At 38.5% G+C, this 22,812-nt stretch carries 20 protein-coding genes; 16 read left to right on the top strand and 4 right to left on the bottom strand.

Annotated elements, in window-relative coordinates; translation table 11 throughout:
• Positions 1-29: 29 nt before the first annotated feature.
• From AC6CH7_RS13450 to AC6CH7_RS13440, 3 genes are read left to right on the top strand one after another with little or no spacing between them, the layout of a single operon-like run.
• Positions 30-620 (top strand): TetR/AcrR family transcriptional regulator, encoded by a 591-nt coding sequence (locus AC6CH7_RS13450; RefSeq protein WP_498263230.1) that lies wholly within the window; start codon positions 30-32, stop codon positions 618-620.
• Positions 621-626: 6 nt separating this feature from the next.
• Positions 627-851, top strand: coding sequence for a hypothetical protein (locus AC6CH7_RS13445; RefSeq protein WP_498263229.1), 225 nt, complete (start codon positions 627-629; stop codon positions 849-851).
• Between the two features lie 10 nt (positions 852-861).
• Complete coding sequence (locus tag AC6CH7_RS13440) at positions 862-2,148, top strand: MFS transporter (RefSeq protein WP_498263228.1); 1,287 nt, start codon at positions 862-864, stop codon at positions 2,146-2,148.
• Here AC6CH7_RS13440 and AC6CH7_RS13435 read toward each other — a convergent pair.
• On the bottom strand, positions 2,137-3,048 hold the full coding sequence (locus AC6CH7_RS13435) for an SAM hydrolase/SAM-dependent halogenase family protein (RefSeq protein WP_498263227.1): 912 nt from the start codon (positions 3,046-3,048) through the stop codon (positions 2,137-2,139). The genes AC6CH7_RS13440 and AC6CH7_RS13435 overlap by 12 nt on opposite strands.
• Before the next feature lie 156 nt (positions 3,049-3,204).
• On the opposite strand from AC6CH7_RS13435, the gene AC6CH7_RS13430 reads away from it, so the two are divergent.
• The 7 genes from AC6CH7_RS13430 to AC6CH7_RS13400 all read left to right on the top strand — a co-directional run bounded on the left by AC6CH7_RS13430 (position 3,205) and on the right by AC6CH7_RS13400 (position 11,303).
• Positions 3,205-4,224: a lipid A deacylase gene (locus AC6CH7_RS13430; protein WP_498263226.1), complete on the top strand. Its 1,020-nt coding sequence runs from the start codon at positions 3,205-3,207 to the stop codon at positions 4,222-4,224.
• A 124-nt stretch (positions 4,225-4,348) separates the two neighbouring features.
• The gene (locus AC6CH7_RS13425; protein WP_498263225.1) at positions 4,349-5,260 is read left to right on the top strand and encodes an NAD(P)/FAD-dependent oxidoreductase; all 912 of its coding nucleotides are present in this window, start codon (positions 4,349-4,351) and stop codon (positions 5,258-5,260) included.
• Positions 5,261-5,378: 118 nt separating this feature from the next.
• Entirely contained in the window at positions 5,379-6,410 is a 1,032-nt protein-coding gene (gene metN / locus AC6CH7_RS13420; protein ID WP_498263224.1) for a methionine ABC transporter ATP-binding protein MetN, read from the top strand.
• Between the two features lie 4 nt (positions 6,411-6,414).
• Entirely contained in the window at positions 6,415-7,059 is a 645-nt protein-coding gene (locus tag AC6CH7_RS13415) for a methionine ABC transporter permease MetI (RefSeq protein ID WP_498263223.1), read from the top strand.
• 16 nt (positions 7,060-7,075) lie between these two features.
• The gene (gene metQ, locus AC6CH7_RS13410) at positions 7,076-7,894 is read left to right on the top strand and encodes a methionine ABC transporter substrate-binding lipoprotein MetQ (RefSeq protein ID WP_498263222.1); all 819 of its coding nucleotides are present in this window, start codon (positions 7,076-7,078) and stop codon (positions 7,892-7,894) included.
• A 119-nt stretch (positions 7,895-8,013) separates the two neighbouring features.
• Positions 8,014-10,479: an alpha-L-rhamnosidase C-terminal domain-containing protein gene (locus tag AC6CH7_RS13405; RefSeq protein WP_498263221.1), complete on the top strand. Its 2,466-nt coding sequence runs from the start codon at positions 8,014-8,016 to the stop codon at positions 10,477-10,479.
• Between the two features lie 14 nt (positions 10,480-10,493).
• Entirely contained in the window at positions 10,494-11,303 is an 810-nt protein-coding gene (locus tag AC6CH7_RS13400) for a sugar phosphate isomerase/epimerase family protein (RefSeq protein ID WP_498263220.1), read from the top strand.
• Positions 11,304-11,315: 12 nt separating this feature from the next.
• On the opposite strand, the gene AC6CH7_RS13395 is transcribed toward AC6CH7_RS13400, so the two are convergent.
• Complete coding sequence (locus tag AC6CH7_RS13395; protein ID WP_498263219.1) at positions 11,316-12,194, bottom strand: AraC family transcriptional regulator; 879 nt, start codon at positions 12,192-12,194, stop codon at positions 11,316-11,318.
• 221 nt (positions 12,195-12,415) lie between these two features.
• On the opposite strand from AC6CH7_RS13395, the gene AC6CH7_RS13390 reads away from it, so the two are divergent.
• The 4 genes from AC6CH7_RS13390 to AC6CH7_RS13375 all read left to right on the top strand — a co-directional run bounded on the left by AC6CH7_RS13390 (position 12,416) and on the right by AC6CH7_RS13375 (position 17,366).
• Entirely contained in the window at positions 12,416-12,898 is a 483-nt protein-coding gene (locus tag AC6CH7_RS13390; protein ID WP_498263218.1) for a hypothetical protein, read from the top strand.
• 34 nt (positions 12,899-12,932) lie between these two features.
• On the top strand, positions 12,933-13,772 hold the full coding sequence (locus AC6CH7_RS13385) for a redoxin domain-containing protein (RefSeq protein WP_498263217.1): 840 nt from the start codon (positions 12,933-12,935) through the stop codon (positions 13,770-13,772).
• A gap of 110 nt (positions 13,773-13,882) precedes the next feature.
• Positions 13,883-16,558, top strand: a complete 2,676-nt coding sequence (locus AC6CH7_RS13380; protein WP_498263216.1) for a c-type cytochrome — start codon at positions 13,883-13,885, stop codon at positions 16,556-16,558.
• Between the two features lie 10 nt (positions 16,559-16,568).
• On the top strand, positions 16,569-17,366 hold the full coding sequence (locus tag AC6CH7_RS13375; protein ID WP_498263215.1) for a 3-keto-disaccharide hydrolase: 798 nt from the start codon (positions 16,569-16,571) through the stop codon (positions 17,364-17,366).
• Here the strand turns inward: AC6CH7_RS13375 and AC6CH7_RS13370 are convergent.
• Positions 17,279-17,635 carry a winged helix-turn-helix transcriptional regulator gene (locus AC6CH7_RS13370; protein ID WP_498263214.1) on the bottom strand — a complete coding sequence of 119 codons (357 nt, stop codon included), beginning with the start codon at positions 17,633-17,635 and terminating at the stop codon, positions 17,279-17,281. The genes AC6CH7_RS13375 and AC6CH7_RS13370 overlap by 88 nt on opposite strands.
• A gap of 78 nt (positions 17,636-17,713) precedes the next feature.
• Between AC6CH7_RS13370 and AC6CH7_RS13365 the strand changes: the two genes are divergently transcribed.
• Positions 17,714-18,598: an NAD(P)H-binding protein gene (locus tag AC6CH7_RS13365; protein ID WP_498263213.1), complete on the top strand. Its 885-nt coding sequence runs from the start codon at positions 17,714-17,716 to the stop codon at positions 18,596-18,598.
• A 10-nt stretch (positions 18,599-18,608) separates the two neighbouring features.
• Here the strand turns inward: AC6CH7_RS13365 and AC6CH7_RS13360 are convergent, their stop codons facing one another.
• Positions 18,609-19,502, bottom strand: coding sequence for an AraC family transcriptional regulator (locus tag AC6CH7_RS13360; RefSeq protein WP_498263212.1), 894 nt, complete (start codon positions 19,500-19,502; stop codon positions 18,609-18,611).
• Between the two features lie 215 nt (positions 19,503-19,717).
• On the opposite strand from AC6CH7_RS13360, the gene AC6CH7_RS13355 reads away from it, so the two are divergent.
• The gene (locus AC6CH7_RS13355) at positions 19,718-22,810 is read left to right on the top strand and encodes a SusC/RagA family TonB-linked outer membrane protein (protein ID WP_498263211.1); all 3,093 of its coding nucleotides are present in this window, start codon (positions 19,718-19,720) and stop codon (positions 22,808-22,810) included.
• The last annotated feature ends 2 nt before the right edge of the window (positions 22,811-22,812 follow it).

Below are 22,812 nucleotides of genomic sequence, written 5' to 3'. Positions count from 1 at the left end.
TATATTTGTGGCGATATTTGAAAAGCATTATGCGTGCAAGAGATCTGAATAAAGTAGAGTTGGTAAAACAGAAGGCAATGGAGTTGCTTGTGAAGACAGGTTTTGAAGGTTTTACCATGAATAAGTTAGCTAAAGAGTGCAAAATATCTGTAGCTACACTATACATTTATTACAAAGATAAAGACGATCTGATCTTACAGATCGCAATGGAAGAAGCAGATCGGATGAGCAAAGTGATGCTTGAGAATTTCGATCCTGAAGTATCTTTTGAAGTTGGGTTGAGGCAACAATGGAAAAATAGGGCAAAGTGTATGCTTGAAAATCCAATAACAGCACAGTTTCTTGAGCAATTGAGGACCTCAACTTATCAAGAGCAGGTTTATGGAACGATTGTGAATAACTTCAAGATAACACTCGGAAAATTTATGACCAATGCGATCAACAGGGGCGAAATTAACCCAATGCAACTGGAGGTTTATTGGTCAGTGGCTTTTGCTCCCCTATATAACCTTGTAAGATTTCATTTTGAAGGTCGCAGTATTGGAGGTAAACCATTCATTTTAACAGATAAAGCGCTTTGGGAAACCTTTGAATTGGTCATAAAAGCATTAAAAAAGTAAAAAACTATGGAACCAGATTTTAAAGATATTCTGCTTTTTAAAACAAACATTCAAACTGCTGATGACAAAATGCTCATCGCTAAAGTGATGGAAAAACATAAAATAAAACAATGGACAGTAGATCAACAAGATGTTGATTGTGTGCTGCGTATCGTATCTCCGATTTTGAAGCTTGATGAGGTAATTCAACTGGTTTCAAAAAATGGATATCAGTGTGAAGAATTGACCTAATAAAAAACTCATGAAACAACCGTCAACTAATATAATTTTACCATTTAGCAACTATCAAAAGTTGGTAATAGCCTTGTTGGCTTTACTCCAATTTACAATAGTGCTTGATTTTATGGTTCTTGCGCCTTTGGGCGATTACTTAATGAAATCACTTTCAATTACTCCAAAAGGCTTTGGAGTGGTGGTATCTTCTTATGCATTTAGTGCAGGAGCATCAGGGATACTTGCAGCTGGTTTTGCAGATAAATTCGATCGTAAAAAAATACTGTTGTTTTTCTATGCAGGATTTATTGTTGGTACGCTATGCTGTGCCTTAGCAACAACATATTGGATGTTGTTAGGGGCCAGAATAATAACAGGGTTATTTGGTGGTGTTATTGGCGCCATTTCAATGACCATCATGACCGATCTATTTGAAGTAAATCAGCGTGGCAGGGTGATGGGATTTGTACAAATGGCATTTGCTGCCAGTCAGGTACTGGGTATTCCAATTGGCCTTTATTTTGCGAATTTATGGGGCTGGCATTCTTCCTTTTTAATGATCGTTGGTCTGGCCGCGCTAATAGCCATAACTATTGTAATTAAGGTTAAGCCTATAGATAAGCACCTTGCTCTTCAATCAGATAAAAGTGCTTTTTTGCATTTATGGCATGCAGTGTCAAACAAATCTTATCAAACAGGTTTTATTGCTACAGCCTTTTTAAGTGTCGGAGGTTTTATGCTTATGCCTTTTAGTAGTGCTTATCTGATTAATAACATAAATATCACGCCTCAGCAGTTACCTATGGTATTTATGTTTACCGGTATTGCATCAATTATAATAATGCCATTAATAGGGAAGTTAAGCGATAAGATTGATAAATTTATGTTGTTTACAGCAGGCTCTGCCTTGGCAATAGTCATGATCCTAATTTATACAAATCTGGTTCCTATACCACTTTGGCAAGTTGTATTAATCAATATGGTATTGTTTATGGGGATAATGAGCAGGATGATTCTTGCAACGACACTTACAATGAGTATACCAGATATGAAAGATAGAGGTGCCTTTATGAGTGTGAACGCTTCGCTTCAGCAAATGGCAGGGGGTATTGCCGCTTTGTGTGCCGGACTTATAGTTACGCAAAAAAGCAGTACAGGGCCGCTTGAAAATTATGGTATCTTAGGTATCGTTGTTTCAGTAATTATTGCTGTTTGCTGTATTTTCGTTTACAGGGTAAGTGTTATGGTAAAGAAGAAACAGGCTGAGGTGATTCAGGATATCCCGAAAGAAGAACTTCAATTGTCAGAAGTCTAGCTTAGTTACTTCTACATCCCAGTCACTTCCACTCTGTATGTTGTGTACAGTAGCAAAGCTGTCTTGATTTAATGCAAATGAAAGTTGTAGTAAGCTATTGAGGTAACATAAAGGTTTGCCCTTTGGTACATTGCCAAAGGTTTCGCTATATGGCGCCTCAGTTTCGTACACCTTTTTGTCATTGTGAAAAATTGAAATTTTTAAGTAGTCACCGTATTTTAAATTGAATTTTTTTACAAGTTCGGCATCTATGTTGGTCCATATATTGCCGTATTGTACATCTAATATGGGAATGTTGCCCTTAAGCGTTTTGCCAATGATAATTGCTTTTTGATAAGGAATGCTTACAACTTCTTTAGGCAATATTTTTCCAACTTCATTAAAAGAGATCACACCAGATGCCAATCTGGCTGCGGTATATGCATATACATCTCTTCCATGAAAGGTGTAAGATTTGCCTGAATCTTTTCGTCTGTTAACCGCTTCATCAATTTCCCTAACCTCCTCAATCCCTAGTTGCTCTGCTGTTAATGTTAAAGTTCCATTATCAGGGGTAACTATAAACTGACCTGTATTGGTTTTTAATACTATCGATTTTCTTTCAGTGCCAACTCCGGGGTCTACAACAGAAACGAAAACTGTTCCTTTGGGATAGTACGGTACAGTTTGCATGAGCCGATAAGAAGCCTCCCAAATATTATAGGCAGGAATTTCATGCGTGAGGTCGTAAAGTTTAAGTTCTGGAGAGACGCCCATTGCAACTCCTTTCATAGCTGAAACGGCACCATCCTTTAAACCAAAATCTGATTGAAATACAACAATTTTGTTTTGTGACAGACCTACATTTGAGATCATAAACATCAACAGAGAGGTGATTAAACGCAATTGATTTATGGTCATGGGGCTTTACAATTAAATTTTACAAACTAACATTTATTAAGTTTTAAAATAAGACTATTTTATCTAATATTTGCCTCTGTTATTGAAACAAAGATATTAGACCATATTATTGATAATAACACGGTAAATCAAACCTTAAAAGCACATCTTAAATATATGAGAATTAAAATTCTGTTAACTATTATTCTATTGTCCTCTGCGGTAACAAAAATTTATTCTCAGGAAATCGAAGGTAACCTCAATATTCACACTTTTGCAGACAACAGGGAGTATGCCAGGTCAAATCGATTTTCTCAAACTATATTTGGATTAAGATTTTCTCCTGAACTGGGATTATTACTTGATAGTACCCACCGGATTAGAGTTGGGTTTAATGCATTGCATGAATTTGGTTCGCCTAAATTTACCAATAAAATAGATCCTGTTGTTTATTATCAGTTTACTCAGCAAAACTGGAATTTTTATATGGGAGTGTTTCCAAGACGGGATTTGCTTTCTGATTTCCCAAGAGCTGTTTTAAACGATACGCTAAGTTATTACCGACCAAATGTGGAAGGTATGTTGCTTAAATATGAAAATGAAAACTGGAAGCAGTTATTGTTTATCGACTGGACTAGCCGCCAGACCGCAACTGATAGAGAGAATTTTATATTCGGATTATCAGGCCGTTATAAAAAAGACATGTTCTTTGTTTCTCATTATGCGATGATGTTGCATAACGCAGGGCCCGCGATAGATATTCCGGGAGACCATATCGAAGATAATGGAGCACTCGCAGTTAAAGTGGGTTTAGATCTTAGTGGTAGGTCATTTTTAGATTCATTAACTTTTAATACAGGTGGATTAATGTCATTTGAGCGTGAGCGTAGTGTCGGAGGTTGGAAAACGCCAAAAGGATTGTTATTGGAAATGGCCGCAGAGTACCACCGATTTGGTGTTACCAATTCATTTTATAAGGGAGAAGGGCATCACATCATGGATGGAGATCAATTCTATACCGCTAAAACATATAATAGGTTGGATCTGAGCTGGCGACCAAAAATATATAAAGGAATTGAAGGTAAGTTTACTTTATCCTTTCATTTCCTTGATGGTGTAGTTGATAGCCAGCAAGCTTTTGCTATTCGATATAACATCTTCGGAAGCAAGTCCTTGAGGAAAAGCTCCTCAAATTAACACTGCTTACAAAAAATGAGATTCCGTTAACAGAGTTTATTTGCAACTATGTTGCATTGTTAATTATTGTATTTAGTTTTGTTGCTATAAAAACAATACAGTTTTTATAGCTAAATAAACAAAGATGGAAAACGATAAAAGATTTGATGTAATCATAATCGGGGGTAGTTATGCCGGACTTTCAGCTGCTATGACACTCGGACGTTCTCTAAAAAAAGTTTTAATTATAGATAGCGGAAAACCTTGCAATAGGCAAACACCTCATTCACATAATTTCATCACTCAAGATGGACTGCCCCCTAAACAAATAGCCGATGTTGCGAAAGATCAGGTTTTAAAGTATAACACAGTAACTTTTCATGAGGATGTTGCAATCGGAGCAGCAAAAGCAGAAGATGATTTTATAATAAGTACACAAAGCGGAGCATCATTTACAGCAACTAAATTGCTATTTGCTACCGGTATTAGTGATCAGATGCTTGATATTTCAGGGTTTGCAGAATGTTGGGGTATTTCTGTTCTGCATTGCCCGTATTGTCATGGTTATGAAGTAAAAAATAAGCCGATTGGCGTTATTGCGAATGGTGATTTAGGCTTTGAATTCTCCAGACTAATTCACAATTGGAGTAAAAACCTGGTTTTGCTTACAAATGGACAATCTACTCTTACCCTGGAACAAACAGAGAAGATTAAACAGCATAATATTGAAATTATAGAAAAGGAGATTGTGGAAATTGAACACAATCAGGGCTATATTACAAATGTTGTTCTTAAAGATGGAAGCAAACAAAAGCTGTCAGCAGTTTTTGCCAAAGTAGGATTTAACCAGCACTCAACATTACCTGAGCAACTCGGATGTAGTATCAATGAACAAGGCTTTATCAGTGTTGACGATTTCCAGAGAACAACAATCCCGGGAATTTATGCTGCAGGGGATAATACCACAATGTTTCGTGCAGTATCTGCTGCAACGGCAGCGGGTACAAAAGCAGGAGCTATGATAAATAAAGAACTTATAGAAGAGGCTTTTAATTAAAAAAATGTGTGTTAGATGTAAAAGTCTATTAATGCACTAGACTATTAATGATTATTCTTACTTTTGCAGCGAACTTAGTTTTTTATACATAGCTGAGTTCAAAACTGCAATAAGTTTAATGATTGAATTAAAAAATATAACTAAAAAGTTTCATCAGAAAGATAGGGAAATCATTGCCCTGTCAAAGGTGTCACTAAAAGTTCCTAAGGGAAAGATATTTGGTGTAATTGGGGCTTCAGGAGCTGGCAAGAGTACATTAATCCGTTGCGTTAATTTATTGGAGAGACCAACTTCAGGAGAAGTAATTGTTGATGGACAAAATCTGATGGATTTATCGGCAGCAGATCTGGCTAAAGAAAGAAGACAGATTGGAATGATCTTTCAGCATTTTAATCTTTTGTCTTCCAGAACTGTTTCGGAAAATATCGCTTTCCCTTTGGAGCTGGACAAAATGCCTAAGCAAGAGATCAATAATAGAGTTGCTGAACTGCTTGCATTAGTTGGGCTGGAAGAAAAACATAATGATTACCCGGCAAATTTATCTGGCGGACAAAAGCAGCGCGTAGCCATTGCACGTACTTTGGCCAGTAATCCTAAAGTGCTTTTGTGCGATGAAGCTACCAGTGCGCTGGATCCTGCTACAACAAAGTCAATTCTTAACCTGTTAAAAGACATTAACAAACGCCTGAATATTACTATTTTACTAATCACACATGAAATGGATGTTGTAAAGAACATCTGTGATCAGGTCGCTGTAATTAGTGGGGGAGCGCTTATTGAACAAGGGTCTGTCAGTGAGATTTTTGCACATCCTCAAATGGATGTTACTAAGGAATTTATTGCCTCTTCTTTAAAAATCAATATTCCGATAGAATATTTGGAAAGGTTAAGCAGTAAGAAAGAAGCAGATAAAAAACCACTGTTAAAATTGGAATTTACAGGGCAATCTGCCGATGATCCTGTGTTGTCTGAAGTAAGTCGCTTATTTCAGTTAGACAACAATATTATTTATGCACAAATTGAATATGCCGGTGGAGTTAAATTTGGTGCAATGGTAATTGAGGTTTCAGGTACTGAAGAGAACCACCAAAAGGCAATAGCATTTTATAACAAAAAACAGATAAGAGTGGAGGTATTGGGATATGTCTGAGTCAATGATTTTACTCCTTTTTAAAGGAGCCTGGGAAACAATCATCATGACCTTTGTCTCCGGTTTTTTTGGATTCGTTATTGGATTGCCAACAGGCGTAATGTTGTTTATGACCCGCAAAGGGCAGGTGTTAGAAAACAGAGGACTTAATAATACCGTGTCAGTTATGGTTAACATCTTCAGGTCTATTCCTTTCATTATACTAATTGTATGGATGATACCCTTTACAAGGATGCTTGTTGGTACTTCTATTGGCGTAGAAGCTGCATTGGTTCCCTTAAGCATTGGTGCGGCACCATTTATTGCCCGTATGGTAGAAAATAGCCTGATCGAGGTTCCTCATGGTTTGGTAGAGGCTGCAAGGGCAATGGGAGCAACACCATTTCAAATTGTTTACAAGGTCTTACTCCCAGAGGCGCTTCCATCTTTAATCAATACCGCTTCAATTACTTTAATCACTCTTGTTGGTTATTCTGCAATGGGAGGAGCGGTAGGAGCAGGTGGACTAGGCCAAATAGGGTATCAGTATGGATATGTAGGATACGATGTAACTGTAATGAATACGGTACTGGTTTCACTTGTAGCCCTTGTATTCTTTATACAGTTTACTGGCGATTTTATAGCCAAAAAAGTAGATCATAGAAAATAACTTATTAAAAATACTTATGAAAATAGAAATTAAAGCACTTGCAATATTTACAATTATAGCTTCTGTTGGTTTATTCGGCTGCGGAGGCAATTCGAAAAAGAATACTCCCAATCACATTAAAGTTGGAGTTGAATCAGGCCCTGAATATACAATAGCTCAGGTTGCTCAAAAGGTAGCTAAAGAGAAATACGGATTAGATGTAGAGCTGGTACAGTTTAATGATTATGTGATGCCCAACGAAGCACTTCACCAGGGAGATATTGATGCAAATGCATTTCAAAATAAACCTTATTTAGATGTCCAGGCTAAGCAGCGTGGTTATAATTTTGCAATTGTTGGTAATACATTTGTTTATCCACTAGCTGGTTATTCGAAAAAGATTAAAAAAATTGAAGAGCTTAAAGACGGCAGCACCATTATTATACCCAATGATCCTACCAACGGCGGCAGGGCATTGTTATTATTGCAAAAGGCTAACCTGTTAAAGTTAAAAGATGGAGTTGGCTTATTACCTACGGTGAATGATATTGTAGGAAATCCAAAACAACTTAAAATTGTTGAGCTTGAAGCTCCTCAGTTGCCAAGGGCATTAGACGATCAGAATGTAACTGTAGCGATCATTAATAATACTTTTGCTACACCTGTCGGTTTAGTTGCAGAGCGTGACGGAATCTTTGTAGAAGATAAAAAGTCTCCTTACGTAAATATTATTGTTACCAGGACAGGGGATCAGGACAGAGCAGAAATCAAAAACTTTGTAAAGGCGTATCAATCTGCAGAAGTAGCACAGGCAGCCGAAGTAGAATTTAAAGGCGGTGCAATTAAAGGATGGTAATTTAGATTAATGCCAAAAAGTGCAAAGAAAAGCCATTTAATGGCAATGATATTTTAAGGGTAGCGCGTAACTTCGCTGTAAACCAAATTAAATTTCACTGTATTAAGGAGTAGCTTTTTATGATTCATTTAGCGCGTGTATTTTTTGCAATTGCTTTTTTTATATGCTATTCAAGTTGCATTCAAAGCGTACGTGCGCAAGGCAGTAGCTATCCTCCGGTTTCTGCAAAAAAGAAACTGACTGAAAACCCGTTCTCACCTGACCCCCTCATTAATTATAGTTGGACTGATCCTAAAGCATCAGATGGTCTGGAAAGTTATAGTTTGCGACCCGTTAGCTGGAAAACTTCAAACGCAGATAGTTTTAATACAAAAGAATTTAAGGAGACCGGCGTAATTGCTGTAAATGGAAAAGGTTCAATTCGGTTTGATTTTGGACAAACAAATGCTGGCTGGCTTGAATTTGAATCTGATGATTTAATCGATAGCATAACCATGAGTATCAGCGAATATAATGAGCAAGCAATTGTAAATAGCGGCGCATTGCATCCGCTTAAAACTATGGCACCTGTTAAACATGGCCAAACTTACAGGTTGGAATTAAACCCAGAGCTTTATGAAGGAGTAAGGTTTGGCTGGATAAAGGTACTCTCGCATCAACAAATCTGGCATATTAAGAACCTTCGTTTGGTTTGTCAGGTTAAACCAGTAAATTATCAGGGCAGCTTTTCCTGCAGTGATTCGGAATTGACCAGAATATGGTATACAGGTGCCTATACCGTTAAGTTAAATCTTCAAAAAGACTATTTTGGGGCAATATTAATGGAACGGAGCGACCGCCATTCATGGACCGGTGATGCTTATCCATCGCAGGCAGCTTCTATGGTTGCTTTTGGTAACTATGATTTTGTGAAAGCCAACACCATAAATACTGCAGATCTAAATAATGGCATTCTAAGTTATTCTCTCTATTGGGTTTTAAGTCTTATTGATTATGTAAATTATACAGGAGATGTTGAATTTGCCAAAAGATATATTGATAACGCTTGTAAAAAACTAGATCTCGCATATCAGCATTTTGGCAAGTCACCTAAGTTAGGCTTTTACGGTTGGGACGAGCGTCTTGGGGCAGGTTTCGAAAATCCAAATATCGAAGAATCTCAGCGTGCTTATTCAATGCTCACCATACGTTCATGGGCCGAATTTGGTCGCTTAATGAAACAGATTGGAAGACCCGACCTGGCGCAGAAATATACCAATTATGCTCAGCAGAAAATTGCTGAGGAAAGAAAGAAAAAGAACTGGCCGAACGAATTTGGACTTCATGCATCAGCAGATGCTATTAATACTGGTCTTATAACACCTAAGGAAGATGCACTGTTTTATCAGCGTAACTATACTGATCGGGTAAACCGCCTGTCTTATTCCCCATTTAATGAATATTTTATCATTGGGGCAATGGCCAAAATGCAAAAGTACGAAGAGGCTATAAGTGCAATTAAAGATTGCTGGGGCGGACAAATCAAATATGGAGGAACAACATTTTTTGAAGTGTACCGGCCAAGCTGGAATACAATACTCGATAAAAATGATGCTCCACCCAATAACCAATGCGGATATACCAGCTTAACACATCCATGGAGCGCAGGAGTAGTTAAATGGTTGTCAGAAGAGATGCTAGGCATAAAGCCACTTGAACCGGGCTTCAAAGTCTTTGAAATCATACCTCACTTAGGAGATACCATATCTTATGTTAGTGGAAGCACACCAACATTAAATGGATTGATCACTGCCAGCTTTAATGTGAAATCAGGGATAACTACACTCGAAATACCCACGGGCACCTTGGCAAAAAAGGTTGCGATTCCATTAGGTGGCAATACTGTAAAGTCACTTTTTTTAAATGGAAAACCAATTTTAAGCGGTGAAGGATTTCAAATTAAAGATGGCTACATAAATGTAAATAACCTAACGCCCGGAGAATATGAATATAAGGTAGTTTATAAAACACTAAATAAAGCTGCACAAGTAAAAAGTATGTCCTGGAATTACCCTGTTAATATCTTCCAGCAGGATAGTTTAACTTCTGGAAATTGGAAGGGTAGTTATGGTAAAGAAGGATTTGTTTTGTTCAATTACCTCGAAAACAGTAAACATTTACAGAAATTACCTGCATACATATCCTCAGTAAAGTTAAGAAATGAGGCAAATGTTCATTTGATACTTCCGGCAGACAATAGGATACTCAGCGACACATCGGGTACTAACCGTAGCTTTGGTGCAGTTGTAACCAAAGATCCAACTCCCACTTTGCAAACCATCACAATGGATGTTCAGGTTACCGGAACTCAGAACCATCAAATCGCATTGTATTTTTTAGACTGGGATAACAAAGAAAGGCGATCTGCTGTAGAAATATTTGACGCCAAAACACTCGAACTCATCTCACCTGTTCAGTTAATCAAGGATTATCAAAATGGAAAATATCTGATCTTTAATTATACCGGAAGTATACGAATTCGTATCAACCATGTACGCGGTGAGAATGCTGCAGTAAGTGGTGTATTTTTCGACAGACATCAATAAGCATCCAAAAACAAATGAAAACACAAATTTTGTGCACACTCTGGGGGATGGAAGACCTTCCTCTTGAAGATTCTTTTCTAAAAGTAAAACAGGCAGGTTATGATGGTGTTGATGCATGGATTCCGGAAGATGCTGCAGAACGTAAAAAGTTTATCCGACTTCTGGATGAATACCAATTTCCAATTGTATGTCATCAGCATCAAGCCGCAGGAACCGATATTAAGTCTTTTTGCAAGTCTTTTGAGTACTATTTGAATCTCTCTATGGAGTGTAACCCGACACTTATTAATTCACATAGCGGTAAGGACTATTTCTCGAAAGATGAACAATTAAGGGTAATTGATACGGCTCAGGAGTTCTCTGTAAAAAGGAATATCAGGGTTGTTCACGAAACCCATCGAGGCAGGATAGGTTTTAGCCCGTACAATGCAATGGAACTTTTTGAGCTGAGACCTGATATGAAAATCACAGCTGATCTTTCTCATTGGGTTTGTGTAACCGAAAGCTATCTGGAAAATTGCCCAAATATTTTAGATGAGGCAATAAAAAGAACTGAACACATTCATGCAAGAGTTGGTTATCCCGAAGGGCCACAAGTAACAGACCCGCGTGCAAAAGACTGGCAGAATGCCACACGGATATTTCTCGATTGGTGGGGTAAAATCATTGACTACAAAAAAGAAGCCGGCGATGAGCGAATGACCATTACTCCCGAATTCGGTCCACCTCCTTATATGGTTACTTTACCCTCAAATGGAATGCCTGTTGCTGATCAGTTTGAAATCAATAGCTACATGAAGGATTTGTTGAGGTCAATAATTTAAATAATCAATTAGTTATACTTTACGAAGCCTGTATTCTTTAGGCGGCAATCCATTCTTTTTCTTGAACAGGCGGGAAAAATAAAAAATAGAATCAAAACCTGTTTGATAAGCCACTTCATTAATGGTTAAATTGGTGGATGTAAGTAAATCCTTTGCTTTGTCTAATCTCAGATTAAGGTGGTATTGATTTGGTGATAAGCCAGTTGTTTCTTTAAAAATCTTCCTGAACCTCGAATACCCCATAGGCAAATCCTTTACCATTTCTTCTAAATTCGTCGGGTTCTCAATAGATTCCTGTAAAAGAAATTTTGCCTTCGAGATGAGTTTAGATTGATTCCCGATATCAGGAGTTTTGTATTTCGATATGGCATTTACCAAACCTAAAATTTGAAGGGTAAGCCCTGAAACGATCTGACGATAACCTATTTCGGCAGCCGCAACTGTTTTGATAAGTGTATGGAAAAGCTGCAGTAAATCTTCGCTCAGGCCAACATCAATAAAAGGATTCTCAGCAGTAAATATCCCCTTTTTCATCAATTCATCAGGGTAGCTTCCATTAAAACCAACCCAATATTCTTCCCAGCCATGTTGAGGATGCGGCTTGTATCTGTGCCATACCCCTGGAAATAAAAAGAAACATGTTCCAGCTTGAATGTTGTAGGCTTTGGTTTTTGCAGATTCCAGCAAACCTTCGCCTTTGGTAATGAAAACCAGGTAATAACCATCTAGTATTCTACCCTTATTCCAGGTAAAGGAGTGATCTATTGGATGCTCACGATTATTTGGGTAATTTTTATTAGGCGCTACTTTTGCCGAACCAACCGTATTGATATAAAATCCCCAATTTTTTTCAAATTCACTAATGTTAAGGTATTTCTGGTAATTCTTCATTTAATATCTGGCTTCTTTTATAAAGCTAGTTATTTTATCAAAAAGTGCAAATAGTAATTTGGAAGAACAGCCTGTTAGCGGTTGTTGATCTGAAACGATGAATTATCCTTTAAAACATGTATGAGTCATTATGTCAGAAAATATAAATTATTGATTTAAAATAAACATATAGCATGTCCTGTCGCGCAAGATATTAATAGAGAAATAGTTAACTTTAATGTATGAGACGCTTGATAATTATGTTCCTGATACTCATCGGGTTTAGTGCCAATGCACAAATGAGCTATGTGGTTGATTCGCTTTTAAATGAAAGGAATCAGACTAAATTACAGCAAAGGATGTTTGCTTTGCAAAATGGGAGTGAGGCTGATATTTATAATCTGGTAATTTATTATAGCAATAAAGGGGATCGCCACAAAGCAGACTCTATTTCAAATGCTGCCATAGCAAAATTTCCATTTGGGATGTTTGCATTTAGAAAAACTGAGAATGAAATTGTCTCTGAAAATAATAAAGACAAACAATATTCGCTATTTCAACAAGCTAAAAAGGATTATCTTTTAGGAGATTTTGATAAGATAAATAGAAGGATAGCGATTGGTTATTTTCTTTCCGGGGAATTTGATTCAGGGTTAAAGTTTGCCGATTCTATTAAGAGTCTTTCTGTTGTAGCCAATATTTCAAGTACAATGGTTAAAAACTGATTCTGTAAAAACGGAGAAGTTTCTCAAGAGGTACATGGACTCCAATCTAAATAAAAAGGCTACGGGTTATTATACCCTGGTAGTTGCTTATTCCAATGCTTTGTTAAAATTGGGAAGAGAAAAACAAGCCCTAAAATACACAGAAGAGGCATATCAGAATCTGAACATAAAAAGTAAAGTGCTGGTAAATGATTATAGTTTTTTACTCGAAAAGAATAAACAATATAAAAAAGCCAATGCTGTTCTGGAAAGAGATATTATTGAAACCAATGGAACTCCGCAATTAAGGGAAAGATTGTCAAAGGTATTTGAAAAACTAAATCCTAAGGCAGATGCTAAAGCATATATGGCTTCACTATTAGCAAAACATAAACAAGTATTAAAATCCAAACTGCTGACACAAATTCTGGATAATAAAGTACCTGAATTTGTGCTTAAGGACGTAAATGGTAAAGACGTTTCAATGAATGATTTTAAAGGTAAAATAATGGTGCTCGATTTTTGGGCAACCTGGTGCGGACCTTGCAAAGCCTCCTTTCCGGTAATGCAGGAGGTTGCTAATACTTATAAACAAGATCCAAATGTGAAGTTTCTTTTTATACATACCAGGGAGAATTCAGCAACTCCATTAGAAGATGCTAAAACCTACCTTTCAGAAAATCACTACGATTTTGATCTTTATATGGATACTAGAAATTCCCAAAACATAAATGCTGTATATTCTGCTTTTGATATAAAGGGCATACCCGCGAAATTTGTGATTGATGCCAACAGGAAGATAAGATTTACTGCAACAGGTTTTGCGTATAATCAGCATGAAACTTCTGTTTTAGAGCTCCAGCAAATGATCGAAATAGCAAAAGAAGCAAAATAGACTATTTATTGTAAGTCTTAATGTCTGTTTGATGCAGGACAGCACAGGTTGCCCATTTTATGTATTTATGATATTCTTGTTATACCAAACACACAAATAAACCAACCCACATGAAATCAAACAGAACTAGGTCTGTTAAATTATCTGTAGTATTTTTATTACTCATTCTTATCGGTGTTTCCTTCACCACGTTCCAGAAAGATAATCCAGGACCAAAAGTTGAAAAACTAAAACTTTTACCAAATTTTAAAGCAGAACATTTATACAGCCCATCTGAGGGTAAAACAGGATCCTGGGTAGCCATGACCTTTGATGATAAAGGAAGGATAATTACCTCCGATCAGTATGGCTTTTTATACAGGCTAGAAATACCCCCAATAGGTTCAGATACCACCAAGATTAAAGTAAAAGTAGAAAAACTAATTGTTGGCGATTCAACAAAGGCTAAAGTAGGGATGGGCTACGCTCATGGTTTGCTTTACGCCTTCAACAGCTTATATGTAATGGTTAATCACAATAGTGACGACAAGTTCAAAAGCGGAAGTGGTCTTTACCGATTGCAGGATACCGATGGTGATGATCAATTCGATAAAGTAACATTAATGAAAGCATTAACTGGAGAGGGTGAACATGGCCCCCACAGTATTGTCCTCGCTCCTGATAAAAAGTCAATTTACATGATTGCAGGTAATTATACAGATATGCCGGAAATGGACAGTTACCGCTTACCTAAAACCTGGAGAGAAGACAACGCGCTGGCAACCATAAAAGATCCAAATGGTCATGCTACGGACCGTTTTGCACCCGGGGCCTTTGTGATGAAGACTGATCCTGATGGAACAAAATGGGAATTAGTAAGTGCAGGATATAGAAATCCATATGATTTTGCTTTTAATGAAGATGGAGAAATGTTTGTTTATGATGGTGACATGGAGTGGGATATGGGGATGCCGTGGTATAAACCCACCAGAATTTCTCATTCTCCTAGTGGTAGTGAATTCGGCTGGCGCTCGGGAAATACCAACTGGGCACCAAGTTACATTGATAATCTCCCTGCTATATTAAACGTTGGTCAGGGCTCACCTACAAGCCTGGTTAGCAGTTATAATGCTCGTTTTCCAGAGAAATATCGTCGTGGTTTATTGGCCTTCGACTGGACTTTTGGTATCATTTACTCCGTACAACTTATTCCCGACGGATCTTCTTATAAAACAACAGCAGAGGAATTTTTATCGGGACAACCTTTGCCACTTACCGATGGTTTGATTGGACCTGATGGCGCGCTATACTTTTTAACCGGAGGACGTGAGCTTGAATCTGATTTATACAGAGTTTATTATGGCGATAATTCCTTGCCAAACAAAGAACTGCCCACCAATGCAACAGCAGGTATGCTTGAAGCACGCAAGCTGAGGAAGCAATTGGAAGAATTTCATACTACACCCAATCCTGAAGCAATTAACATAGTCTGGCCAAACCTAAAAAACAAAGATCGCTATATTCGTTATGCGGCTAGGATTGCTGTTGAACATCAGCCTGTGGCTGAATGGCAAGACAGAGCCCTGAATGAAAAAGACCCAATTATATTGATGCACGCCATGACCGCACTAGCCAGAAATGGAGGTAAGGAATTGAACAGTAAAATGTTAAATGCCCTGATGCATATCAATTATATATCATTGTCAGAACCTCAAAAAATGGATTTGTTAAGAACGTTTGAGCTAACGTTACTACGCACCGGCAAACCCCAACCTGTAGATCGGCTGAAATTAAGCAAATATCTAAATGCTCATTTTCCGGCCAGGAGTAATGAAATCAATCGATTCATGACAAAGATCCTTGTTTACATCGGCGATGAGCAGGTAGTGCCTAAAACTTTGGCCTTAATAGATCTGGCCAAGGATGATGAGGACTACCAGAAAGGAATTACCAGTTCGTCAGATTTGATCTTAAAAAATCCTCAATATGGATTGGATATTGCAAAAACACTATCTAAAATACCTCCTTCGCAACAGATTTATTATGCTGTAGCGTTAAGCGAAGCCAAAAAAGGGTGGACACCCGCGCTCCGCAACAAATATTTTAAATGGTTCTATAAAGCATTCGGGTTTAAGGGAGGTAACAGTTATATAGGTTTTATTGATGAAGCACGTAAAATTGCCCTAACCAATGTGCCAAAAGAACAATTTGCTCATTTTAACAAAATCTCCGGAGATGGACTTGTAGACAATAAACAGCTTAAACTTGGCGATGTTACACCGCCAAAGGGTCCGGGAAGAGACTGGAAACTGGACGAAGCACTTGCAGTAGTAAAAGACAGTTTGGTAGGCAGAAACTATAAGAATGGTAAAATGATGTTTGCCGCCACAATGTGTATTTCTTGCCATACTACAGGTGGAGAGGGTGGCGCTGCAGGCCCCGATCTTACACATCTGGGAACCAGATTCTCTGAGAAAGACATCCTTGAATCTATCATAACACCTAGTAAAGTGATCTCTGATCAGTATGCCGCAAAGGTTTATTATTTAAAAGACGGAAGCTCTATCTATGGCAGATTTAAAAGGGAGACCAAAGACAAAATTTATATTTCTCAGAATCCTTTTTCTCCTCAAACACTACGGGAGATTAAGAAAAAGGATGTAACCATCACTTCTGTATCTAAATTATCCATTATGATGCCTGGCATGATCAATAGCTTAAATAATGAAGAATTAAAAGATTTAATGGCCTATTTGATTTCAGGGGGAAATAAAGACAATAAGGTGTTTCAGCCGGCAAGTAAATAGAAGTAAGAAGATGCGTCAAATAGATAGAATTTCAATAAAATTTATTGGGAGTATGTTTTTGTTAATGGTAACTTTTTCGGCAATGAGTCAGGAAAAGGGTTTTGTTAAAATTTTCGATGGTAAAACATTGCAGGGCTGGAAAGGAGATTTAACCCACTGGAAAGTTGAAAAGGGCGTCATAATCGGTGAGGTAACACCCGAGAACCAATTAAAGACTAATACTTTTTTAATATGGACAGGAGGAAAAGTAGGTGATTTTGAACTGAAATTACAGTATAAAATTTCAAAAGGAGGAAATAGTGGTATTCAGTACAGGAGCGAAGAAGTACCTGGCGTTGCCTTTGGACTAAAAGGTTATCAGGCAGACATAGATGGAAACAATGAATATACAGGCTTAAACTACGAAGAAAGAGGCCGCGGCTTTATCGCAAAACGAGGGGAGAAGGTAGTTGTAGATTCATTAGGAAAACCCGATCTCCTATCCATGCTAGGCACATCAGAGGAGCTGGCAAAGAATATCAGTAACGATGGTTGGAATGAATATCACCTGGTCGTTAAAGGCAATCGTATGCAGTATTATATCAATGGTGTATTAATGAGTGATGCTACCGATAATGATCCTGTCAATCGTAAAATGGCAGGATTATTAGGCCTTCAGGCACACGTAACCCCCGAAATGCGCGTTGAATTCAAGGACATCAGGCTAAAGCAAAGCCTTGATTATGCCTTAAAATCCCGTGCAAATGCCCATTCAACCATTGCGTCCAGGATTGGCTTCAATTCTTCTCCTTCAAAACTTAAACTATAGGTTACAAAAGGAGGAACAACGTTCTCCGCTTTTCTGATAACCAGTAAATCCTGCTGCATCTGTTTGAGGTGCTGTATAAGCATTTTTTCAGTTATGGCAGGAATCAATTTCTTCAACTCGCTATACCTTTTTGGTCCGCTCATAAGGTGGTAAAGTATTACTGGTTTCCAATGACCTCCAATCTTACTCATCACAAAGCTGACCGGGCAGGTTGCCTTGCTATTTTCTCTGTTGGCATTTAAAGTTGAATTTTCTTTGATCGCTGTCATATTACATACTTTGGGGTAAGTACTTGTATAAAAGTAAGTACAAATATAACTTTGTCTTTAAATAAAAACAGAACAACCATGAAAATAATTATAACCGGATCACTGGGAAATATCAGCAGACCACTTTCAAATAACCTGATTTCTGAAGGACATCAGGTAACCATCGTATCCAGTAACAAAGAAAAATCAGATGAAATTATAAACCTTGGCGCCATCCCGGCAATTGGATCAGTAAATGACGAACGTTTTCTGGCAGATGCTTTTACTGGTGCCGATTTGGTATATCTGATGGTGCCAAATGATTTTTCTGCCAATGACCTTAAAGGACATATTAGAGAAGTTGGCGAGCACTATGCTAATGCAATAAAAGCCTCTGGTGTTAAAAAAGTAGTTTTATTGAGCAGTATAGGCGCTCATCTTGAAAAAGGAACCGGACCAATTGCAGGGCTTTTTGCTGTTGAACATATCTTTAGTAAACTTGAAAATATTGATATACTAACCCTTCGTCCTGCATTTTTCTATAACAATTTCTATGCAAATCAGGATTTGATCAGGCACATGGGAATCATCGGATCTAACTACGGTGCAGATCAACCAATCATTATGGTCGATCCAAAGGATATAGCTGCTGCCGCTGCAGGTAAAATCAAGGAAGGCTTTATCGGAAAAAGTATTTTTTACATTGCAAGTGATAAACGCCTCCTTAAAGAAGTTGCACAGGAGCTAGGAAAAGCAATTGGTAAGCCTGAATTGCCATGGGTAGCGTTTGATGATGTACAGGCCTTTGACGGAATGGTAGGAGCCGGACTTACAGCGGAAATTGCAAAGAATTATGTAGAAATGGGCACAGCCATTAGAAGTGGTGTGCTTTGGGAGGACTTTGATTCCAAAAACACCGTTCCAATCGGTAAGATCAAGCTTGAAGATTTTGCAAAACAGTTTGCCATTGCCTACAACGGATAGCAAAGCTCAATTACGCTTCGTTTACCGTGTCTCTGCAGCGTTTTCTATAGTCAGTGGGTTTTAATCCGGTTTTCTCTTTAAAAAGCTTTGAAAAGTAGAAGCTGGATTCAAAATTAAGGTCAATAGAAATCTCTTTAATCGGTATATTACTGCTGCACAATAGATCCTTCGCCTTTTCAATTTTAAGCTGAAGGTAATACTGTCCTGGAGATAAACCTGTGTAATTTTTGAACAACTTCCGAAACGAGGAGTATCCTACACACAGATCCTGAGCGGCCTGTTCGGCCGAGTAGGGGTTATTTATATTTGAACGAAACAGGAGCATTGCCCGGTTTATTGCATTATCTTCTTCCTGGTTACCAAGGGTATGTTGTTTAGCAAGCGAATGGCAGGCACCAAGCAGATAAAAAACTGCGCCCGAAACCAGAGGCTGATAACCAGGACGCTCTTGTTTCGTTTTGTCAATAATGCCATTGTATACTTCGAGTATACTTTCATTAAAACCAATATATTGAGTGGGCGATTCGGGTTTCAAATAACCTGATGTAACCAGATTGTCTATTATTTTACCCTTTACACCTACCCAATACTCATCCCAACCTGTTTCCGGATCGGGTTTATAGCGATGGCGTTCATTTGGGAACAGCACAATGACTGTTCCTGCATTGATTTTGGTCTGTTTGCAATTTTCTGATTCAAAGATACCGCTTCCACGAGTGATGTAAATAACCTGATATTCCTGCAAGGTACGCCAGCTCTTCCAGTTAAAATTGTGGTGTGCCGGGTGACTTTTGAAAGGATATACGTTTGTGGGCTCAATATGCGTGCACCCGCTATTTAGTACAGTCAAGCCCCAGCTTTCATCTTCTTTGCTGACAGGGAGATACTTATAGAAATTAATCATACTTGTCAATCATTTGGTTAGTTTTCTTAGTGCCGGTTGCAAATTGTTTCCCTTAATGAGTTCACTGCAAGGTTAAAACTACTAAGAAAAATCATAGAATGCGTTTCAAATGCCAAAAAATGCAGGTCTTTTATCAAAACCTCTATTTATTCCAGCTCACATTAAAGATAGTTTTGGATACCAATATAAACTTTTAGAACATTAAAAAGTAAGTTATGAAAACAAGACTTTTAATTGTGCTGAACCGGGGATACTTAGTTATTTTAGCCATAATGCTATTGTGCTACCTGCCAGTTCAGGCACAGACACCAACAGTTATTTCGGGAACGTTGACCGATTCCCTGGATACAGGACCTATCGTTGGGGCCTCAATTATGGTTCAAGGCACTAAGGTAGCTACACAGACAGACGCAAACGGAAAATTTTCCATCAGCGCTTCGCAGGGTGCTACACTGATTTTTAGCTACATCGGCTATGTCGAAAAAAAGGTAGTTGTTGGAAGTAATGCCAACTTGAATATCCGGTTGCTACCCGCATCCCAAGGTTTAAAAGAGGTGGTGGTACTGGCCTACGGATCACAGCGCAAGGGTGATATTACTTCAGCTGTATCTGAAATCGATCTTTCAAAATCTCAGGGTATACCTGCTTCAAATGTTGGGCGGCTGCTTCAAGGGCAGGCCCCGGGTGTGGTAGCAAAGCAGACAACAGGGCAGCCCGGACAGGAACTGCAGGTCGAAATCCGCGGTAATAGTTCCCTGGGAGCAACTAGCGATCCTTTATATGTGGTTGATGGCTTCCCTGTAGGAACCAGTGTAGGGACTGCGCTAAATTCTAATGACATTGAAAGTATGACCATTTTAAAAGATGCGGCATCTACCTCAGTATACGGATCTCGCGGTGCGAACGGTGTGGTACTTATCACTACAAAAAACGGGAAAAAGGATGGTCATAAATTAACAGTCAGTACCAATACAGGAATAGCCAATGTGCCTGATTCAAGAAGGGTAAAAGTACTTAACGGACCAGAATTTGCTGCTTTTCAAAACGAGGTGTTTTCCGATAAGATCAGGTATTTTCAGAATAGAGAGCCAGATATCAGCGAAATACCAGCTGATTTCAGGTTTCCCGAGCAAACCAAGGTGTCTACCAACTGGTATAACGAAATTTTGCACCAGAATGCACCGTTTAGCGACTATAATCTTTCCCTCAGCAATGGTGCAGAAAAGTCAAGCTCTTATATTTCATTGGGATACCTGAGTCAGCAAGGAGCATTAAAAAACACAGGCTTTAACAGAATCACAGCCAGGGCCAATTTAGATGGCAGACCCACCGACTATCTTAATTTTGGCTTGCACTTATCAGGTGCTTATTCATGGGCTAAAAACAGTGATGCCATTGCAGGTGGATTTGGTAATAACATTGTGGACCAGGCCCTGCTGATGGATCCCAGAGAACCGGTGTATAATGAAGATGGTACTTTCAATAATTACATTGGTGGGCACGACAATATTTTCGGTTTCCCAAACCCGGTACAGCGCCTTATGCAAGAGCTTCATCAACAATACAAGGGTAACCTAACAGCCAATGCTTATGTGGAAGTTAAGCCTATAAAAAATGTTTCTTTCAGAACAAATCTTAATGGAACGTTACAGAACGACAGGAATCATGATTTTACCCCTTCTGGTATTGCCGGATTTAACAACGCCCCGCCACGTTTGGCTAGTTCGGGAGAATATTTTTATAATTATACCAATTATGGTATGGATAACCTGCTTACCTATTCACCCCAGCTGAAAGACCATAAACTGGAAGTAACAGTTGGACACATCTTTCAAAAAAACACAGTAAATACCGGTAATGCCACAGGTACTGAATTCCCTGATGATCTGGTTGAATATGTTTCTGCGGCAAACCAACGAGATGGCAGTTCAGGGATGGCAGCATTTACCATTGAGAGCTTCCTGTCGAGAGTAAACTACGCTTACAAAGATAAATACCTATTTACAGCAGCTTTTAATCGCGAAGCGAGCTCAAGATTTGGAAGCAATAACCGTTGGGGAAGTTTTCCTTCTGCATCGGTAGGATGGCGTGTTTCAAAGGAAAGCTTCTTCCCGGAATTGAAATGGCTATCTGATTTCAAATTAAGGGCAAGTTATGGGGTAACCGGAAACAATAATATTGGTAATTATACTTCGCAGGCCATCATCAATCCCAGCAATTATGTTCTTGGCAATGCAATTTCTCCGGGTGCAACAATTGGTTCTTTTCCAAATAGCAATCTGGGCTGGGAACAGTCTAAGCAGTTGGATATCGGTACAGATATAAGTTTGTTTAATGGGAAACTAAATTTAACAGCAGAATACTATCGAAAACTAACGACCGATATGCTTTTGAATGTGGAGATTCCTGCCGTAGCTGGTTTTGGTAGTGTGATTACCAATATCGGAGAACTTGAAAACAAGGGTGTGGAGCTTGGGTTAAACTACCGTGATAAATTTGGAGAGGTATCATTTAGCAGTGGGTTTAATATCTCCTTTAACAGGAATAAAGTATTGTCCATTGATGGAGACAGGAATTCATTGTTGACAGGTGCATTTTATGATGGCTACAACCTTACCGAGGTAGGAAAACCAATTGGACTATTCTATGGCTACAAAGTTTTGGGTATTTATCAGAACCAGGCACAGATAGATGGTACACCGAGTAATCCTAATCATATTCCGGGCACATATCAATATCTGGATGGAAATGGCGATGGCAAAATATCTTATGATACACAGGATATGATAGTGATTGGTAACCCAAATCCTAAATTTACCTGGGGTTGGAACTGGAATGCAGGCTATAAGAATTTTGATCTAAGCGTATTACTAAACGGAGCTTATGGGGCTGATATTTACAGGGCTATTGAAATGAATCTCGCGAATATCGACGGTGTTTTTAACGTGTTAAAAGAGGTTCAAAATCGTTGGCGATCTGAACAAAATCCGGGTGCAGGTAAGCAGGCAGGATCCAATACCTATTACTTTACCCGCGAATCTAATTCGCGCTATGTATACAGTGGTAGCTATGCCTGGGTAAAGAACATCACACTAGGGTATACCATTCCAAGGATCAAGGATTTCCTGGATGCAAAAATCTTTGTCAGTGTAGACAATGCATTCCTAATCACTAAGTATCCCGGAAACAATCCCGAGGTCAATGCGGCAAGAGCCAATAATGGGAATGATGTCATCAGTCCGGGAAGAGATTTAGAGTCTTATCCAGTTCCAAGAACAATATCTATAGGCACAAGGATCAATTTTTAACC

The sequence above is a fragment of the Pedobacter sp. GQ55 genome, from assembly GCF_059758925.1.
This window is presented reverse-complemented; position numbering and strand designations above follow the sequence as displayed.

What these genes read in the sequence shown, in the direction of transcription:
- AC6CH7_RS13450 (WP_498263230.1), top strand. Translation starts at nt 30, where the DNA reads ATGCGTGCAAGAGATCTGAATAAAGTAGAGTTGGTAAAACAGAAGGCA.
- AC6CH7_RS13445 (WP_498263229.1), top strand. Translation starts at nt 627, where the DNA reads ATGGAACCAGATTTTAAAGATATTCTGCTTTTTAAAACAAACATTCAA.
- AC6CH7_RS13440 (WP_498263228.1), top strand. Translation starts at nt 862, where the DNA reads ATGAAACAACCGTCAACTAATATAATTTTACCATTTAGCAACTATCAA.
- AC6CH7_RS13435 (WP_498263227.1), bottom strand. Translation starts at nt 3,048, where the DNA reads ATGACCATAAATCAATTGCGTTTAATCACCTCTCTGTTGATGTTTATG.
- AC6CH7_RS13430 (WP_498263226.1), top strand. Translation starts at nt 3,205, where the DNA reads ATGAGAATTAAAATTCTGTTAACTATTATTCTATTGTCCTCTGCGGTA.
- AC6CH7_RS13425 (WP_498263225.1), top strand. Translation starts at nt 4,349, where the DNA reads ATGGAAAACGATAAAAGATTTGATGTAATCATAATCGGGGGTAGTTAT.
- metN (WP_498263224.1), top strand. Translation starts at nt 5,379, where the DNA reads ATGATTGAATTAAAAAATATAACTAAAAAGTTTCATCAGAAAGATAGG.
- AC6CH7_RS13415 (WP_498263223.1), top strand. Translation starts at nt 6,415, where the DNA reads ATGATTTTACTCCTTTTTAAAGGAGCCTGGGAAACAATCATCATGACC.
- metQ (WP_498263222.1), top strand. Translation starts at nt 7,076, where the DNA reads ATGAAAATAGAAATTAAAGCACTTGCAATATTTACAATTATAGCTTCT.
- AC6CH7_RS13405 (WP_498263221.1), top strand. Translation starts at nt 8,014, where the DNA reads ATGATTCATTTAGCGCGTGTATTTTTTGCAATTGCTTTTTTTATATGC.
- AC6CH7_RS13400 (WP_498263220.1), top strand. Translation starts at nt 10,494, where the DNA reads ATGAAAACACAAATTTTGTGCACACTCTGGGGGATGGAAGACCTTCCT.
- AC6CH7_RS13395 (WP_498263219.1), bottom strand. Translation starts at nt 12,194, where the DNA reads ATGAAGAATTACCAGAAATACCTTAACATTAGTGAATTTGAAAAAAAT.
- AC6CH7_RS13390 (WP_498263218.1), top strand. Translation starts at nt 12,416, where the DNA reads ATGAGACGCTTGATAATTATGTTCCTGATACTCATCGGGTTTAGTGCC.
- AC6CH7_RS13385 (WP_498263217.1), top strand. Translation starts at nt 12,933, where the DNA reads ATGGACTCCAATCTAAATAAAAAGGCTACGGGTTATTATACCCTGGTA.
- AC6CH7_RS13380 (WP_498263216.1), top strand. Translation starts at nt 13,883, where the DNA reads ATGAAATCAAACAGAACTAGGTCTGTTAAATTATCTGTAGTATTTTTA.
- AC6CH7_RS13375 (WP_498263215.1), top strand. Translation starts at nt 16,569, where the DNA reads ATGCGTCAAATAGATAGAATTTCAATAAAATTTATTGGGAGTATGTTT.
- AC6CH7_RS13370 (WP_498263214.1), bottom strand. Translation starts at nt 17,635, where the DNA reads ATGACAGCGATCAAAGAAAATTCAACTTTAAATGCCAACAGAGAAAAT.
- AC6CH7_RS13365 (WP_498263213.1), top strand. Translation starts at nt 17,714, where the DNA reads ATGAAAATAATTATAACCGGATCACTGGGAAATATCAGCAGACCACTT.
- AC6CH7_RS13360 (WP_498263212.1), bottom strand. Translation starts at nt 19,502, where the DNA reads ATGATTAATTTCTATAAGTATCTCCCTGTCAGCAAAGAAGATGAAAGC.
- AC6CH7_RS13355 (WP_498263211.1), top strand. Translation starts at nt 19,718, where the DNA reads ATGAAAACAAGACTTTTAATTGTGCTGAACCGGGGATACTTAGTTATT.